This is a genomic window from Flavobacterium sp. Flavsp81 (assembly GCF_059491325.1).
Map to the genome: position 1 here is coordinate 4,382,405 of NZ_CP168505.1, position 14,592 is coordinate 4,396,996.

Sequence of the window (14,592 nt, forward strand, 5' to 3'; positions counted from 1 at the left end):
TTATAAGGCAATTTAATTACGAATAAAATCTTTTTCGCTCCAGTCTAATCCGTCCGGGAGCTGTTGATTACTGAATTCTATATGAATAACGCGTCTTCTTTCATTATTAGTAGTCTTGTTTGAAGCATGAAAAAGTAAAGGTTTCATAATCATTATGCCACCTTTCTCAACCTCGCAAATTGTTTCATTTTCAATTTTCAGATTTTCGATTCTTAAAATCCCTTTCGAATGCGAATTATTAATGACTTTCAAAGCACCATTGTCTTTGGTAGTTTTATCAATATGAATTCTAATAGTGAAATTCTTTTCCAGAATTGCTGTAGGAGGCTGAACAGCGAATTGATTTTGTTTTATAGTCCAGTTTTCAAAATTTTCAATTTCAATTTTTTTATTCACAGAAATAGTCAAATCCTGATGATAAGCAACAAACCAATTCGATTTTTCCGGTTTGTCAAAATAGATTGATTTGGTGATAAAATACCCTTTCCCAAAAGTATTTTCGATAATATCTTTTAAGTTTTGATTAAAAATAAAATCTAGCGTCTCCGGAATTTCTTTATGAAATTGTCTGATAGCAAATAAATCCTGAGATTTTCTAAAAGTTGCATTTTCTGTGTTGTTTTCTGTCTTTTTTTCAATCAAAGAAATCAGTTTTTCAATTTCATTATCGGTATAAACATTATTTAAAATTGTAAAACCTTCAGAAGTAATTTCGTGTTTCATTATTTAATATTTTGAATTGCCTCCTGCTTTAGCTGGAGGTAATCAGAAGTTGAAAAGCAAAGGCTTTAGCCAAAAAAAGCGCAATGGAATTAATTTGGCTAAAGCCTTTGCTGTGATTAAATTATACTCCTACAGCTAAAGCAGGAGGCTATAATTTTTTTAAAGTACCCGACTAACAGTCAATCCATCACGAATAGGTAATAAAACAGTTTCAACCCTTGGATCATTTTTCAAAAGTATATTGTATTCCAGAAGTACTTTTGTACTAATATCATTTGGGTGAACAGGCTCCAGAATTTTTCCGCTCCACAAAACATTATCAGACAAAATAATTCCGCCTTTATTCATCTTTGGAACAATCATTTCCCAATAATTCAGGTAGTTTTCTTTATCAGCATCAATAAAAACCAAATCAAATTTGATGTCCAGATCGGGGATAATCTTTACAGCTTCACCTAAATGCTGAAAAATTTGATTTCCCCAAGGTGATGCATCAAAATATTTCCGCTGAAAATCTATCAATTCTTCCTTAATATCAATGGTATGAAGCTGCCCGTTTTCTCGCATCCCTTCACAAAGACACAAAGCGGCATAACCCGTATAAGTTCCGATTTCAAGAATGTTTAGCGGGCGGATCAGTTTTGATAACATACTTAAAACCCGGCCCTGAAAATGCCCGCTTAACATTCTGGGTAAAAGTATTTTTTGATAAGTTTCCTTATTTAATTTCGCTAATAATTCCGGTTCATTTTCAGAATGTTGTTCGATGTAATCTTCCAGTTCCTGTGATATAAAATGCATGTGATGATCTTCTAAATTTGAAGGACAAAAATACAAAAAATATCGGGTTACTTTTTCGCATAAAAAAAACCATTCGTTGTAGCGAATGGTTTCAATTTTGAATTCTGAGAAATTATTTTTTCAAAGCCTCATTAACATCTTTAGCTGTTTGCACAGTTCCGTCTTTGGCTGCTTTTGCAGCTGCTTCAGCTTTATCAGCTGCTTTTTTAGTAGCTTCTTTTACATCTTCTACCGTTTCTTTTGTTTTTTCTTTTGCTTCCTCGGTAGCTGCTTTTGCTTTTTCAGCTGCATTTTCAGCTTTAACAACAGCGCTGTCCCTTACTTCTTCAATATCTGTTGTCAGAGAATCTACCTTGTTTCCAAGAGTTAATTCATCTTCAGCTTTCGTTTCTTTTTTGTCTCCACAAGATTGTACGGCGAATGCTAATAAAGCAATAACTGCAAAACTTAAAATTTGTTTTTTCATGATAATTTAATTGTTTAAAATTGATAATATATAAAGGTTATAAAGCTGAAAAAATAAAAATACAAATTTTAAAATTAAGCGCTTCTTGTAAGATTATTTTTCTGTTGAGAGCAAGACAATACTCGTGCCAACTTTTATGATATTTAAAGATAAACATAAACTTTTTTCAGAATGAAAAGGTTTCCATAAATACTTAGTAACTTTGCAGCATGCAAATCGAGAAAAAAGACATACGAGCCTTATCAAAAGATCAGTTGCGGGATTTTTTTGTCGCAAATAATGACAAAGCTTTTCGTGGAAATCAGGTCTATGAATGGTTATGGAGCAAAGGAGCACACAGTTTTGATGATATGACCAATGTAGCGAAACCTACAAGGGTGATGCTGGAGAATAATTTTGTAATCAATCACATTAAAGTTGATACTATGCAGCGAAGCAGTGACGGAACCGTGAAAAATGCTGTTCGGTTACATGATGGTTTGGTTGTCGAATCTGTTTTGATTCCAACTGAAACCCGAACAACAGCTTGTGTTTCGAGTCAGGTGGGATGTAGTTTAGATTGTAATTTTTGTGCAACAGCACGATTAAAAAGAATGCGAAACCTGGAACCGGGCGAAATCTACGATCAGGTTCTTGCAATAGACAAAGAAAGTCGTTTATATCACAATCATCCACTTTCTAATATTGTTTTTATGGGAATGGGAGAGCCTTTAATGAATTATAACAATGTCATTAAAGCAATCGATATGATTACATCTCCTGAAGGTTTAGGAATGTCTCCAAAACGTATTATCGTATCGACTTCGGGAATTCCGAAAATGATAAAAAAAATGGCAGATGATGAAGTGAAATTCAAACTGGCCGTTTCTTTGCACTCTGCAATTGATGAAATTCGTGCCCGAATCATGCCTTTCAGCAAAAACTTTCCATTAGCAGATTTGCGTGAAGCTTTAGAATACTGGTACAGAAAAACCAAAAACAAAATTTCCTACGAATATGTAGTCTGGAAAGGTATTAACGATGATAAAGCTTCGATTGATGCCTTGGTTAAATTCTGTAAATATGTGCCGTGTAAGGTTAATTTAATTGAATATAACCCAATTGATGATGGAGAGTTTCAGCAGGCTTCAGAAGAATCTATTCTGGCTTATATAAAAGCATTGGAAAACATTGGAGTAGTGGTAAAAGTTCGCCGCAGCCGCGGAAAAGATATTGATGCTGCTTGCGGGCAATTAGCCAACAAGGAAGGATAGTTTTTATATTTAAAAAGAATAAAAAAAAGCATTAAAAGCAAGAATTGAACTTGTTTTTAATGCTTTTTTTTGGGCAAAAAAGGTTCTATTTTTTTAAGTCAATTTCTTCTGTAACGCCATTTTTAGTAACAGTTACAAGTGTGTTGCAATCGCCATTTCCGTAGTCGATAATAGCGGTAGCCCCATTTTTGGTAATAGATAGAACTCCTTTTACAGCAAATGATGTTTTGCATGAAGCCTTAAATTCAAGTGGAGTAGTGATTTCTGCTGAAAAAGTATCGCCATTCGGGAAAGTTGTTGATCCGCTTCCGGTTACAACAAAAACATTGTCTTCCCAATTAAACCAGGTATCGTAACCTGCAATCATTTCTTTGGTCAGTGAACCTTTTCTGGTATAAACATTTCCGTCATCAAAAGTAATTGTCATATCAATTGCCGCTGTTGTAACAGGGTGTTGTGCTAAAAGTAAAGCTGTTGATTTTCTAGTTCTGACGATACTTTTACTGCCCTGAAGTTTTTTCCCATTGTGATAAAATCCTTCAAAAGTATAACTGATTGTTTGTGTAGGTGCTGTAAAATCATTAGAGAATGTAATAATCATTTTTCCTTTTACTGAATTACCATTTTCAAGCGTACAGCCTTCAACACCAAAATCAACTGTTGTTGTCCAGGTGTTATTCGTCAGTACGGTTGTAATAACTGCACAGCTTGGCAAAAAGTTTTTGATGGTTCCACCAGGTTTATTAGTACTGTTTTGTTGAGCGGTAAATTGATCTTCAGCGATATTAGTTACATCTTCTATTGAGGCATCGATTTTAGAATTGGTGATAATTTCATCATTAGAGATTGTTTTGGCTGTCTCGTTATTTGTTTTATCATCAGAATTACAGCTGATAAAAAATGATAAAGTGATGCATGTTGCAATTAATAAAAATTTTGTTTTCATAATAAATAATTTTAGGGTTTTACTTTAGAATTCAAATTAGATATTCAATAGAAGTGTTTTTGGTGTGTTTTTTAGATTGGTGTATAAAATGTTCATATACTAACCATAAATAAACAACGTTTTTTTATTTAAAATAGTATATTTGAAAGCGAAATGAATATTACTTCTCAAATAAAACAGCCCATTTTTAACGAGATGGAACTTTTCGAAAAAAAGTTCCATGAATCAATGACCTCAAAGGTTGCGTTACTAAATCGTATTACGTATTATATTGTAAATCGTAAAGGAAAACAAATGCGTCCGATGTTTGTTTTTCTGACAGCAAAAATGGTTTCCGAAGGAATTGTAAACGAACGAACTTACCGTGGAGCATCGGTAATTGAGTTGATTCATACCGCAACTTTGGTACACGATGATGTGGTTGATGATAGCAATCGCCGTCGTGGATTTTTTTCCATCAATGCACTTTGGAAAAATAAAATTGCCGTTTTGGTTGGGGATTATTTACTTTCAAAAGGATTGTTGCTTTCTATAGATAATGGTGATTTTGATTTACTTCGAATTATTTCTGTTGCCGTTCGTGAAATGAGTGAAGGAGAATTGCTTCAGATAGAAAAAGCCCGAAGACTCGATATTACAGAAGATATTTATTATGAGATCATCCGAAAAAAAACAGCTACACTTATTGCAGCTTGTTGTGCCCTCGGCGCAAAATCGGTAATTGAAGACGATATTCAGGTAGAGACAATGCGTAAATTTGGCGAGTTAATTGGAATGGCTTTTCAAATCAAAGATGATTTATTTGATTATAGTGAAGAGGCTATTGGAAAACCAACCGGAATCGATATCAAAGAACAAAAAATGACTTTGCCTTTAATTCATGTTCTGAATATTTGTACATCACAGGAAAAGAAATGGCTGATAAATTCCATCAAAAATCATAATAAAGACAAAAAACGTGTTAAAGAAGTTATTGCTTTTGTAAAAGATAATAATGGTTTGGCTTACGCCGAAAACAAAATGGTCGAATTCCAGCAGGAAGCGCTTTCATTACTTCAAAACTTCCAAGATTCTGAATATAAAGATGCTTTGACCTTGATGGTGAATTATGTTATTGAAAGGAAAAAGTAAGTTTTTTTAGACTCATTCATTAACCATTTAGTTTAATCAAAAGAGATTCGTCATTAAATTCAGCCGTTATTACTTTTTCATTCTTTTTGCCTGTCAATTTATTTAATTCATTATTTATTTCATATTCTTTTGAAATTAAATAATTAGCCAGCGCTGTTTTATGATTCATTTCAAAGGATGAAATTAATTCTGGGAATACGGTTAGAATCCTAAGATGTTCATCACTCTTAACTTGATCAATTAGATTGGATTTAATGGTAACAACCATTATTCCCTGCCCATAATCTGCGAGATAATAGCCGCTTGCGCCAAACATTTCAGATGCTATCATTCCAATTAAATGCAAGTCGTTATTTGTTGCATCAAATTTGTCAATTTTTAATAAATTAATTTCATTTGCTTCTCCATACTTTTTTAATAAAAGTGCCTGCTTCATTATACTTTTATTATACCCTCCGGCTTTATTGGCCCAAATCCACAACCACGTTTCTGAAGAATTCGAAAATGAACCTAAAACCTGGATTGGGAAAGTGATATCTTCTCCAAAGATAATTTCTTCTTTCTCCATATCAACATTCCAGGACCTTTCTCCAATTATTTCAAATAAATTTCTTTGCTTGTCAAGCGCATTTGCGCCAAATTTTTCAAAAAAATCAGTTTCAGATTTAAAATTTTTGTTTGAGATATCTGCCTTAGTTTCGGTTTGAACTTCTTTCTTTTTAAATAAATTATCAAATAATCCCATACTATTTTGGTTCTTTAAATTACACTGTATGTTATCTCAATTGAAGTTTCATCATTATATCCGTCTGCTCATCATTTCCTAATTTAAAAATGTGTTTGTCAAATTCAACAAAACCATTTTTCTTGTAGAAACTAAGTGCCCTCAAATTTTCTTCCCAAACACCTAACCAAACATAGTCGACATTTTTTTGTTTGGCAACCTGAATTGCTTTTTCGTAAAGTATTTGTCCTACACTTTGTCCGTGATATTCTTTTGGGACATAAATCCTTTCGATTTCCAGTGCTTTATTATCTTTTAATTCTGTTTGCGATTCTCCAAAGTTTAGTTTTAAATATCCAATTACCGTATCTCCAAGTTTGGCGAAATAAAATTCGGAGTTTTTGTTGTTAAGTTCATCCGTTAATTTCTCTGTGGAAAAATTCTCATCTAAATATTTTTTCATGTCTTCCTCAGAATTGTCTCCTGAAAAAGTTTCAGAAAAAGTTTGTCTGCCAATTTTCTGCAGTTGATCAATATCATTTAAAGTTACTTTTTGGATTGTAATATTTTCCATGGGATTTTTTTGAAGTGTTTCTTTTGGGATTATTGCTTAGCGTCCTTGTTCTTTGCAAAAGCAGGACGAGCATTTTATTCAAAAATACCAAATTATGAAAGAGTTTGCAATTCCGGGATTGACTTTAGATTAACTTTGGGATGAGTATGTTATTAAAAGAAAAATAATTTGATTTTTTTTCAATCTGTAAAACGCACTTATTCTTTTGTAAATAAAGATGCTATGGTTGGAATTTGGAATTTAAATAACTTATTTTTTAAATATTTTTATCGGCAATGCAACCATTTTACAACTTCACTCGTCTATGCTAATAGAAGTCTGTTTTAAAAACAAAAATCTGAACGTTTATTAATGAAAATTATTCAGTTACATCAGGAAGAAAACAAAATTATAAAGTTGGCTGTCGAAAATAATCGACAAGCACAACAGCAGATTTATAGTTGGTTTTCTTCAAAAATGCTGAGTGTCTGCAGACAATATATAAAAGATATTCAGTTAGCAGAAGATGTAATGATTACGGCTTTTATGAAAGTGTTTACGAACTTAAATAAATTCGAACATAAAGGAAGTTTTGAAGGGTGGATCCGCCGAATTATGGTCAACGAATGTATTTCGTATTTAAGAGTTCAGAAAAAAGTAAAATTTGTTGAAGATGAAATTTATGTCGAAGAGAGTTTTAATGCAATTGACAGTCAGTTTTCAACAGATCAGATTCAGTTTTTAATAGATGCTTTGCCCGATGGTTATAAAATGGTTTTTAATTTATATGCTATCGAAGGTTACAAACACAATGAAATTGCAAAGATGTTAGGAATTAATGAAGGAACATCGAAATCGCAATTATCGCACGCCAGAAAAATGCTGCAAACACAAATTACTATTTTAAAAAAACAAGATAATGGAACCGAATAACTTTGAAAAGGATTTCCGTGAAAAACTAAATCAACGCAAAATTGAACCAAGCGACAAAGCCTGGGACCGATTGGATGTCATGTTGAGTATTGCAGAGGAAAAGAAACCAAAAAAGAAAAACAAATGGTTGTATATCGCAGCCAGTATTGCTGCATTTTTATTGGTTGGAACCTTCTTTTTCAATCAAAAGAAAAATGTGGCTGAAATTCCTGAAAATAATGTTGTTATTAAAGAAAATATTCAAAAAAAATCAATTGTAAAACCAAGTTTGAATGCTTCAGATTCAGTTGAAAAACAAATCGTGACTTCAGAAAAAGAGTCAATTCAAAACATCGGAAATTCGATTAAGGAAGAAAAAAATTCAAATCAAAATTCAAATCAAAATTCAAATAAAATTATTAAAAATGAAAGCAATCAAATAGCGGAGTCTTCAGTCATCATCAAAAAAAATCAAGAAACACAATCAATCAATAATCAAATTTCTGTTCCTGAAACACCTAAAAACGAAACGACAGATCAGTTGCTAAAAACGGCAGAAAAAACAGTTGTTGCAGAGAATTCGGCCAAGCCAAAATCGAAAATAAAAATCAATGCCAACGATTTACTGAATCAGGTCGATGGCGAATTAGAACTTTCATTCAGGGAAAAAGTAATTGCAAAAGTCAATAAAAATTACCAAACCGTAAAAGTGGCAGTAGCTAACCGAAATCAACAGGAATAATTTTAAAATCAATGTCAATTACAATATCAATGTTAGGAATGATATAATAAACAATAGCAATAATTAATAGTAACAATCATCAATCAATCAATCAATCAATTTTAAAAAATCAATCATGAAAAATTTTACCATTTATCTCGTTATTCTGATCTTCTTATTTGTAAGCAAAGTGCTGGGACAGGAAACTTTTGAATCAAGAGCGAAACAGATCGCCAACAAAATTGAAAAAATAACAAAAGAAGAAAAAGAAGCTTTGAAAGAAGAAGTCGAAGCAGTTAACATTCAATTATCGGAAGGAAAAATTACCAAAGAGCAGGCTGATAAACGAAAAAAAGAATTGGCAGAAGCAAGAGCAGTAATTATCGAAGAAAAAGTGACCCTGGTACAAAATGAACTCCATGATCTGGTGCAGCAAAAAGTTGACGGAAAAATTAAAGAACAGGATTCTATACGTAAATTTACTTTTCACTGGAACCCGGGAAAGAGGGATAAAGATTCTATTCATGGCGAAAAAAGAACCACTTCGCAATTTGTATTTGCTTTGGGTTTGAACAATACAATGATAGACGGAGAACTTCAGGATTCGAATTACAAGTTTACAGGCTCTCATTTTTATGAGTGGGGTTTCACGTATAATTCCAGACTGTTGAAAAACAATAATTTATTGCATGCAAAATACGGACTTTCGTTAATGTACAATAACTTACGACCAACAGATAACCGTAGTTTTGTCGTAAATGGCAATCAGACGGATTTAGCTACAAATCCTATTAATTTAAAAGAATCCCGCTTTAGAAACGTTTATTTGGTTCTTCCTGTACATTTGGAATTTGATTTTTCGGGAAGTAAAAATTATAATGGAAATCCGGTTTTCAAGACCCATAAAAGTTTCCGTTTTGGAGTAGGAGGATATGCCGGAATAAATGTAAAATCGAAACAAATTTTAAAATTTGAAGAAGATGATTTAAAATATAAAACCACTATAAAAGGCGATTACAATGTGAATAATTTTATTTATGGATTAAGCTCTTATATAGGTTATAAAGAAATGAGTTTGTATTTAAAATATGATTTGAATCCGTTATTTCAGGATAATCTAATTAAAGAAAATAATATTTCATTGGGATTACGCTTTGATTTAAATTAAGAATATAATGGAGTTAATTAGTAAAAAAAGTGCTTTGAAAGAAGCGCTTTTTTTATGCAAAACCATAAAATTTCAAGAAGGATTTGTGTACTTTTACAGGCTTTCAATTTTAAAAATAATTTACGTTTTGATTTCACAAAATACAATTGATACTGTTTTTGAAACTGCTCGTGTTGAGGAGGTTATTGGTGATTTTGTCAATTTAAAACGTGCGGGAAGTAACTTCAAAGGATTGAGTCCGTTCTCAGATGAACGCTCACCGTCGTTTATGGTTTCGCCTGTAAAACAGATTTGGAAAGATTTTAGTACTGGAAAAGGAGGGAACTCTGTTAAATTCCTGATGGAGCACTCGCAATTTACCTATCCGGAAGCCATTCGGTATTTAGCCAGAAAATATAATATTGAAATTGAAGAAACCGAACAAACAGATGCTGAAAAAGCAATAACAGATGTTCGCGAAAGTATGTATTTAGTTTCGGAATTTGCTAAGGATTATTTTCATAAAACACTTTTAAATTCAGAGGAAGGAAAAGCAATTGGACTTTCCTATTTTAAAGAAAGAGGCTTTACTAATGAAACAATCAAAAAGTTTAGTTTGGGATATTCTCCCGAAACCTGGGATGCCTTAACCAAAGAGGCTTTAGGTAAAGGATATAAACTGGAATTTCTGGAAAGTACAGGTTTGACAATTCCCAGGGAAGACCGTCCTTTTGATCGTTTTAAAGGGCGTGTAATGTTTCCGATTGAAAGTATGTCGGGGCGTGTTTTGGGATTTGGAGGACGTATTTTAACGAATGATAAAAAAGCGGCAAAGTACTTAAACTCTCCAGAAAGTGATATTTACCATAAAAGTAAAGTGCTTTACGGTATTTTTCAGGCCAAACAGTCAATCGCTAAACAAAATAATTGTTATTTGGTTGAAGGATATACCGATGTAATTCAGTTTCATCAGGCCGGAATTGAAAATGTTGTGGCTTCATCCGGAACGGCTTTAACACCTGATCAGATTCGGTTAGTTAACCGTCTAACAAGAAATATTACCGTACTTTTTGATGGTGACGCTGCGGGATTGCGTGCCTCTATCCGGGGAATCGATTTAATTCTGGAAGAAGGGATGAACGTAAGAGTTTGTGCTTTTCCTGACGGAGAAGATCCTGATAGTTTTGCCAGAAAAAATTCTCATGATGATTTAGTTGCTTATTTAGAAGAAAACAGTAAAGATTTTATACAGTTTAAAGCTTCGATCTTAATGAAAGATGCTAAAAACGACCCTATAAAAAAAGCTGATTTGATTCGCGATATGGTAACGAGTATTTCTAAAATACCAGATCGTATTCAGCGTGAAGTTTATACGCAGGAATGTGCCCGAATAATGGATATCTCGGAGCAGGTTCTGTTAAGTACGTTGGCACAGTTGATTCAAAAAGATATTGCAGAAGTCAATAAAAAGCAAAAGCAGGAACAAAAACCTTTTGAAGTCCATAGAAACCAAAAAAAATATTCAGGAGGAGATCCGGAAGATCCAAGAAATGGGCCGCCAGAGGATTATTATCCAGGAGAGTCAGGATATCCAGCACAGCAACAAGCTGAAAAAGTTGACATTTTATATCGTCTGGAACGTAAAGTAATTGAGATTTTATTGCTTTATGGAGATAAAACAGAAGAGTTTGAAGATGTGCTCTTAAAAAGTAATGAAGAAGGCGAAATCGAAACGGTTACAGAAAAGAAAGAATACAAAGTTTTTCAGCGAATTTATTTGAGTTTGCAGGAAGACGAAGTAGAACTTTCGAATGAATTGTTCCGAAATGTTTTTACAGATTTAATTGCGTTTTATAATCAAAATGAAAGCTTTAGCCTGGAGCAGTATTTAATGCGTCTGCAGCCTGAATTTGCTCAGGAAGTAACAGATATTCTGATGGAAGATGAAAAGGTAAGCCTTCATAACTGGGAAGGACAGAATATTTTTGCAAAAGATAAAAATGCGAGTATTGCGCAATATGTTTCAGAAACTATTTTGTCTATCCGATGGTTTTTGGTTGACCGGATTATTGAAGAATTAAAAAGCTCTATACAACCTGATAATTCAGATAATACAGAGCTTTTGTCTATGGTGGTTGATTACTCAAAACTGGTTAATTCCTTTTCGAAAAAACTGGGAAGAGTAATGTCTCGATACCATTAAATAATTTCTAAAGTCTTAGCTTTATTTACTAAGTCAACTAAATTAGTAACATTCAATTTAGTTAATAGCCTTAATTTGTAAGTACTGATCGTTTTTTCGTTCAGGTTTAAAATTTTAGAGATCTCATTATTCTTCTTACCGTCACTTAAGTAACGCAAAACTTCAATTTCACGATTAGAAAGTTTTCTGTATAAACGTTCGCTTTTGCTTTGTTTAGCAATAAGTGCCATGTTCTTACGTACTGTTTCGTTGATGATAACTTTTCCTTCGTGTACCTTAATAATCGAAACACCTAAAGTTTCAAGTTTTTCAGTTTTGTGTACATAACCTGATACTCCTGCTTTAATTGCATTTGGAGCATACATTTGTTCAGCTAGATCACTAAAGATCACAATTTTTGTTTTTGGAAAATTTTTCAGAATGGATTTTACTTCAAAAATACTTGAGAGACCTTCTAATTCTAAATCTAATATTAGAATATCGATCTCCTTCGTTTGAAGAATATCTCTAACCATTGAAAAATTTCCTACGTTGGCGACAATTGAAATTTGATCGTGGTCTTTAAAATACGACTTAACGCCAAAGTGAGTCACAGGGTGGTTGTCTGCTAGACATACTTTAATCATAATTTTACCTTTTTAGAATTGTTCATTGTTTTTGGAACTGTAAAATTAATAAATAAATTCTGTAATTAATGGCACATAAATGTTAAAAAGTTTTATTTTAACGTTTTTGGTATCAAACAAACAGGTATAGCTTCCATTTTATGCTTATTATTAGTATTTAAACGTTTATAGATTTCAAAGACAGTTTTCTCTCTTCCGCTATAGTCAGACGCTGTATTTCCTGATTCTTCCGCTAACATTGCCCATTCAAGTTCGTCATAACTTGCCCCTAACTGATCTTCATCGGTTCTGTTATCGCCAAATAATCCATCTGTTGGTGCAGCACTCAAAATTGATTCAGGGATTGCTAAAAATTCTCCAAGTGCATAAACATCAGACTTCATTAAATCGGCAATCGGACTCAAATCGACTCCGCCATCTCCATATTTGGTATAAAAACCTACGCCAAAATCTTCAACCTTGTTTCCTGTTCCCGCAACTAATAATCCATGGATTCCTGCTAAATAATATAAAGAGGTCATTCGTAAACGCGCTCTGGTATTTGCTAATGATAAATTTATTTTAGCCTCATCATCAGATTTTGGTACCGAAGATTTAAACGCTTCAAAAACAGCAGTTAAATCTGTCTGGGTATTGGAAACATTCGGGAAACGTTTTTTTAATTGTTCAATATGTTCTCTTCCTCTCGAAACCTGGCTTTCGGCCTGATGAATTGGCATTTCAACACATAAAACCTTTAACCCTGTCTGAGCACATAAAGTAGAGGTTACAGCAGAGTCAACTCCTCCGGAAATTCCGATTACGAATCCATTTACTTTTGCATTGTTAGCATATTTTTTTAACCACTCTACAATGTAGGTATTTACTTTTTCTGTCTGAATAGTGCTTTTTTTAGCCATAATAGTTCAAGTTTTAAGATACAGGGATGTATATTTGCACAAATATTTTTAAGTATACATTTACTTAAAGTTAAGTAACACAAATCTAATTAAAATAAAATGAAAATATATTGCTTTGTAGTGGTTCTATGCTTGTTTTTTTTATCATGTGATCAAAAAAGTAAAGTAGAAAAAGCTGTTGAAGAAATTCCGGTTGATATTAAAGTAGAACGTTTTGATAAGGTGTTTTTCGAAACCAAACCTGAAGATTTAGCTAAAGTTAAAAAGCAATACCCATTCTTTTTTCCTCCCGGGAATGACGATAATGTTTGGTTAAGTAAAATGCAGGATCCTATTTGGAGAGAGGTTTATACCGAAGTTCAAAAAAAATACTCAAATTTTGAACCTGTCCGTCAGGAATTTAATACTTTATTTCAGCACGTAGAATATTATTTTCCAAAAACGAAATTGCCAAAGGTAATCACTGTGATTTCCGAAATGGACTACACCAATAAAGCAATCTATGCAGACAGTCTTGTAATTGTTTCCCTGGAATTGTATCTGGGTAAAGGCCATAAGTTCTATCAGTTTCCGGATTATCTGAAACAAAATTTTGAAGAAAGACAAATTATGCCGGACGTGGTTTCCAGTTTTGCTTTCAGAAAAATTCCGTCATCTCCTGACAGGACTTTGATTTCTCAAATGATTTTTGAAGGAAAACAATTGTATGCAAAAGATTTGCTTTTACCTGAATTTTCAGATGCTGAAAAAATAGGTTACACCCCCGAACAAATAAAATGGTGTGAAGAAAATGAAGCCTATATGTGGCGTAATTTTATTGAAAACGAAATATTGTACAGTGTTGATCCTAAATTAACAACCCGTTTTATTGCGCCGGCTCCGTTTTCTAAATTTTATTTAGAAATAGATAATGATTCACCGGGAAGAGTCGGGGCTTGGCTTGGCTGGCAAATAGTCCGTTCTTATATGAAGAATAATAATGTGACTTTGCCGGAATTATTAAAAACAGATGCAAAAGAAATCTTCGAAAAATCAAAATATAAACCTAAGAAATAATGTCAGATATAATAAACTCAGAAATTAAATTCAATATAGAATTAGATGAAAACCGCGTTCCCGAAAAATTAACATGGAGTGCTCAGGACGGCGGCGTGCAAGCTGAAGAAGCAAAAGCAATCATGTTGTCTATTTGGGACAGCAAAGCCAAAGAAACAATGCGAATTGATTTATGGACAAAAGACATGCCTGTTGACGAAATGAAAATTTTCTTTCACCAGACTTTAGTAGCGATGTCGGATACTTTTAAACGTGCTACCGATGACGAAAAAATGTCTGATACAATGAAAGATTTCTGTGATTATTTTGCAGAAAAATTAGAGTTGGCAAAGTAGAAGAAGTTCTAATAAAAAAATCCCAAATTCCAATTTTTACGATTAGAATTTGGGATTTTTTTATTGAGGTATTGTTTGGTCTGAGTTATAACTTTG

Annotated in this window: 16 protein-coding genes; 8 read left to right on the plus strand and 8 right to left on the minus strand. The window is 32.9% G+C overall.

Annotated elements, in window-relative coordinates:
* Positions 1-12: 12 nt before the first annotated feature.
* The 3 genes from ACEN92_RS18475 to ACEN92_RS18485 form a co-directional block, all read right to left on the minus strand.
* Positions 13-723 (minus strand): phytanoyl-CoA dioxygenase family protein, encoded by a 711-nt coding sequence (locus tag ACEN92_RS18475; protein WP_495639800.1) that lies wholly within the window; start codon positions 721-723, stop codon positions 13-15.
* A gap of 159 nt (positions 724-882) precedes the next feature.
* Complete coding sequence (locus ACEN92_RS18480) at positions 883-1,524, minus strand: O-methyltransferase (protein ID WP_495639801.1); 642 nt, start codon at positions 1,522-1,524, stop codon at positions 883-885.
* Positions 1,525-1,636: 112 nt separating this feature from the next.
* Positions 1,637-1,990 (minus strand): hypothetical protein, encoded by a 354-nt coding sequence (locus ACEN92_RS18485; protein WP_495639802.1) that lies wholly within the window; start codon positions 1,988-1,990, stop codon positions 1,637-1,639.
* Positions 1,991-2,199: 209 nt separating this feature from the next.
* Between ACEN92_RS18485 and rlmN the strand changes: the two genes are divergently transcribed.
* Positions 2,200-3,243 (plus strand): dual-specificity RNA methyltransferase RlmN, encoded by a 1,044-nt coding sequence (gene rlmN, locus ACEN92_RS18490; RefSeq protein WP_495639803.1) that lies wholly within the window; start codon positions 2,200-2,202, stop codon positions 3,241-3,243.
* An 85-nt stretch (positions 3,244-3,328) separates the two neighbouring features.
* Here rlmN and ACEN92_RS18495 read toward each other — a convergent pair whose 3' ends face one another.
* Positions 3,329-4,189, minus strand: coding sequence for a hypothetical protein (locus tag ACEN92_RS18495; protein ID WP_495639804.1), 861 nt, complete (start codon positions 4,187-4,189; stop codon positions 3,329-3,331).
* 153 nt (positions 4,190-4,342) lie between these two features.
* Here ACEN92_RS18495 and ACEN92_RS18500 point away from each other — a divergent pair, with 153 nt between their 5' ends.
* On the plus strand, positions 4,343-5,320 hold the full coding sequence (locus ACEN92_RS18500) for a polyprenyl synthetase family protein (RefSeq protein ID WP_495639805.1): 978 nt from the start codon (positions 4,343-4,345) through the stop codon (positions 5,318-5,320).
* 19 nt (positions 5,321-5,339) lie between these two features.
* Here ACEN92_RS18500 and ACEN92_RS18505 read toward each other — a convergent pair whose 3' ends face one another.
* Both ACEN92_RS18505 and ACEN92_RS18510 read right to left on the minus strand, forming a co-directional pair.
* The gene (locus ACEN92_RS18505; RefSeq protein ID WP_495639806.1) at positions 5,340-6,065 is read right to left on the minus strand and encodes a DUF6882 domain-containing protein; all 726 of its coding nucleotides are present in this window, start codon (positions 6,063-6,065) and stop codon (positions 5,340-5,342) included.
* A gap of 31 nt (positions 6,066-6,096) precedes the next feature.
* Entirely contained in the window at positions 6,097-6,618 is a 522-nt protein-coding gene (locus ACEN92_RS18510) for a GNAT family N-acetyltransferase (RefSeq protein WP_495639807.1), read from the minus strand.
* Between the two features lie 351 nt (positions 6,619-6,969).
* Between ACEN92_RS18510 and ACEN92_RS18515 the strand changes: the two genes are divergently transcribed.
* From ACEN92_RS18515 to dnaG, 4 genes are all read left to right on the plus strand, one after another.
* Positions 6,970-7,530, plus strand: coding sequence for an RNA polymerase sigma factor (locus ACEN92_RS18515; RefSeq protein ID WP_495639808.1), 561 nt, complete (start codon positions 6,970-6,972; stop codon positions 7,528-7,530).
* Positions 7,517-8,251, plus strand: coding sequence for a hypothetical protein (locus tag ACEN92_RS18520; protein WP_495639809.1), 735 nt, complete (start codon positions 7,517-7,519; stop codon positions 8,249-8,251). The genes ACEN92_RS18515 and ACEN92_RS18520 overlap by 14 nt, the downstream gene beginning before the upstream one ends.
* 115 nt (positions 8,252-8,366) lie before the next feature.
* A complete protein-coding gene (locus tag ACEN92_RS18525; RefSeq protein WP_495639810.1) occupies positions 8,367-9,398 on the plus strand; it encodes a hypothetical protein in 1,032 nt (343 codons plus the stop codon).
* Between the two features lie 127 nt (positions 9,399-9,525).
* On the plus strand, positions 9,526-11,580 hold the full coding sequence (dnaG, locus tag ACEN92_RS18530; protein ID WP_495642361.1) for a DNA primase: 2,055 nt from the start codon (positions 9,526-9,528) through the stop codon (positions 11,578-11,580).
* Here dnaG and ACEN92_RS18535 read toward each other — a convergent pair.
* Both ACEN92_RS18535 and nadE read right to left on the minus strand, forming a co-directional pair.
* On the minus strand, positions 11,577-12,206 hold the full coding sequence (locus ACEN92_RS18535; protein WP_007810686.1) for a response regulator transcription factor: 630 nt from the start codon (positions 12,204-12,206) through the stop codon (positions 11,577-11,579). The two genes, dnaG and ACEN92_RS18535, sit on opposite strands and share 4 nt — an antisense overlap.
* Positions 12,207-12,298: 92 nt before the next feature.
* Positions 12,299-13,105: an NAD(+) synthase gene (gene nadE / locus ACEN92_RS18540; protein ID WP_495639811.1), complete on the minus strand. Its 807-nt coding sequence runs from the start codon at positions 13,103-13,105 to the stop codon at positions 12,299-12,301.
* 99 nt (positions 13,106-13,204) lie between these two features.
* Between nadE and gldB the strand changes: the two genes are divergently transcribed.
* Positions 13,205-14,161: a gliding motility lipoprotein GldB gene (gene gldB, locus ACEN92_RS18545; RefSeq protein ID WP_495639812.1), complete on the plus strand. Its 957-nt coding sequence runs from the start codon at positions 13,205-13,207 to the stop codon at positions 14,159-14,161.
* A complete protein-coding gene (gene gldC / locus ACEN92_RS18550) occupies positions 14,161-14,496 on the plus strand; it encodes a gliding motility protein GldC (RefSeq protein WP_495639813.1) in 336 nt (111 codons plus the stop codon). Before gldB ends, gldC begins: the two co-directional genes overlap by 1 nt.
* Positions 14,497-14,592 lie beyond the last annotated feature (96 nt).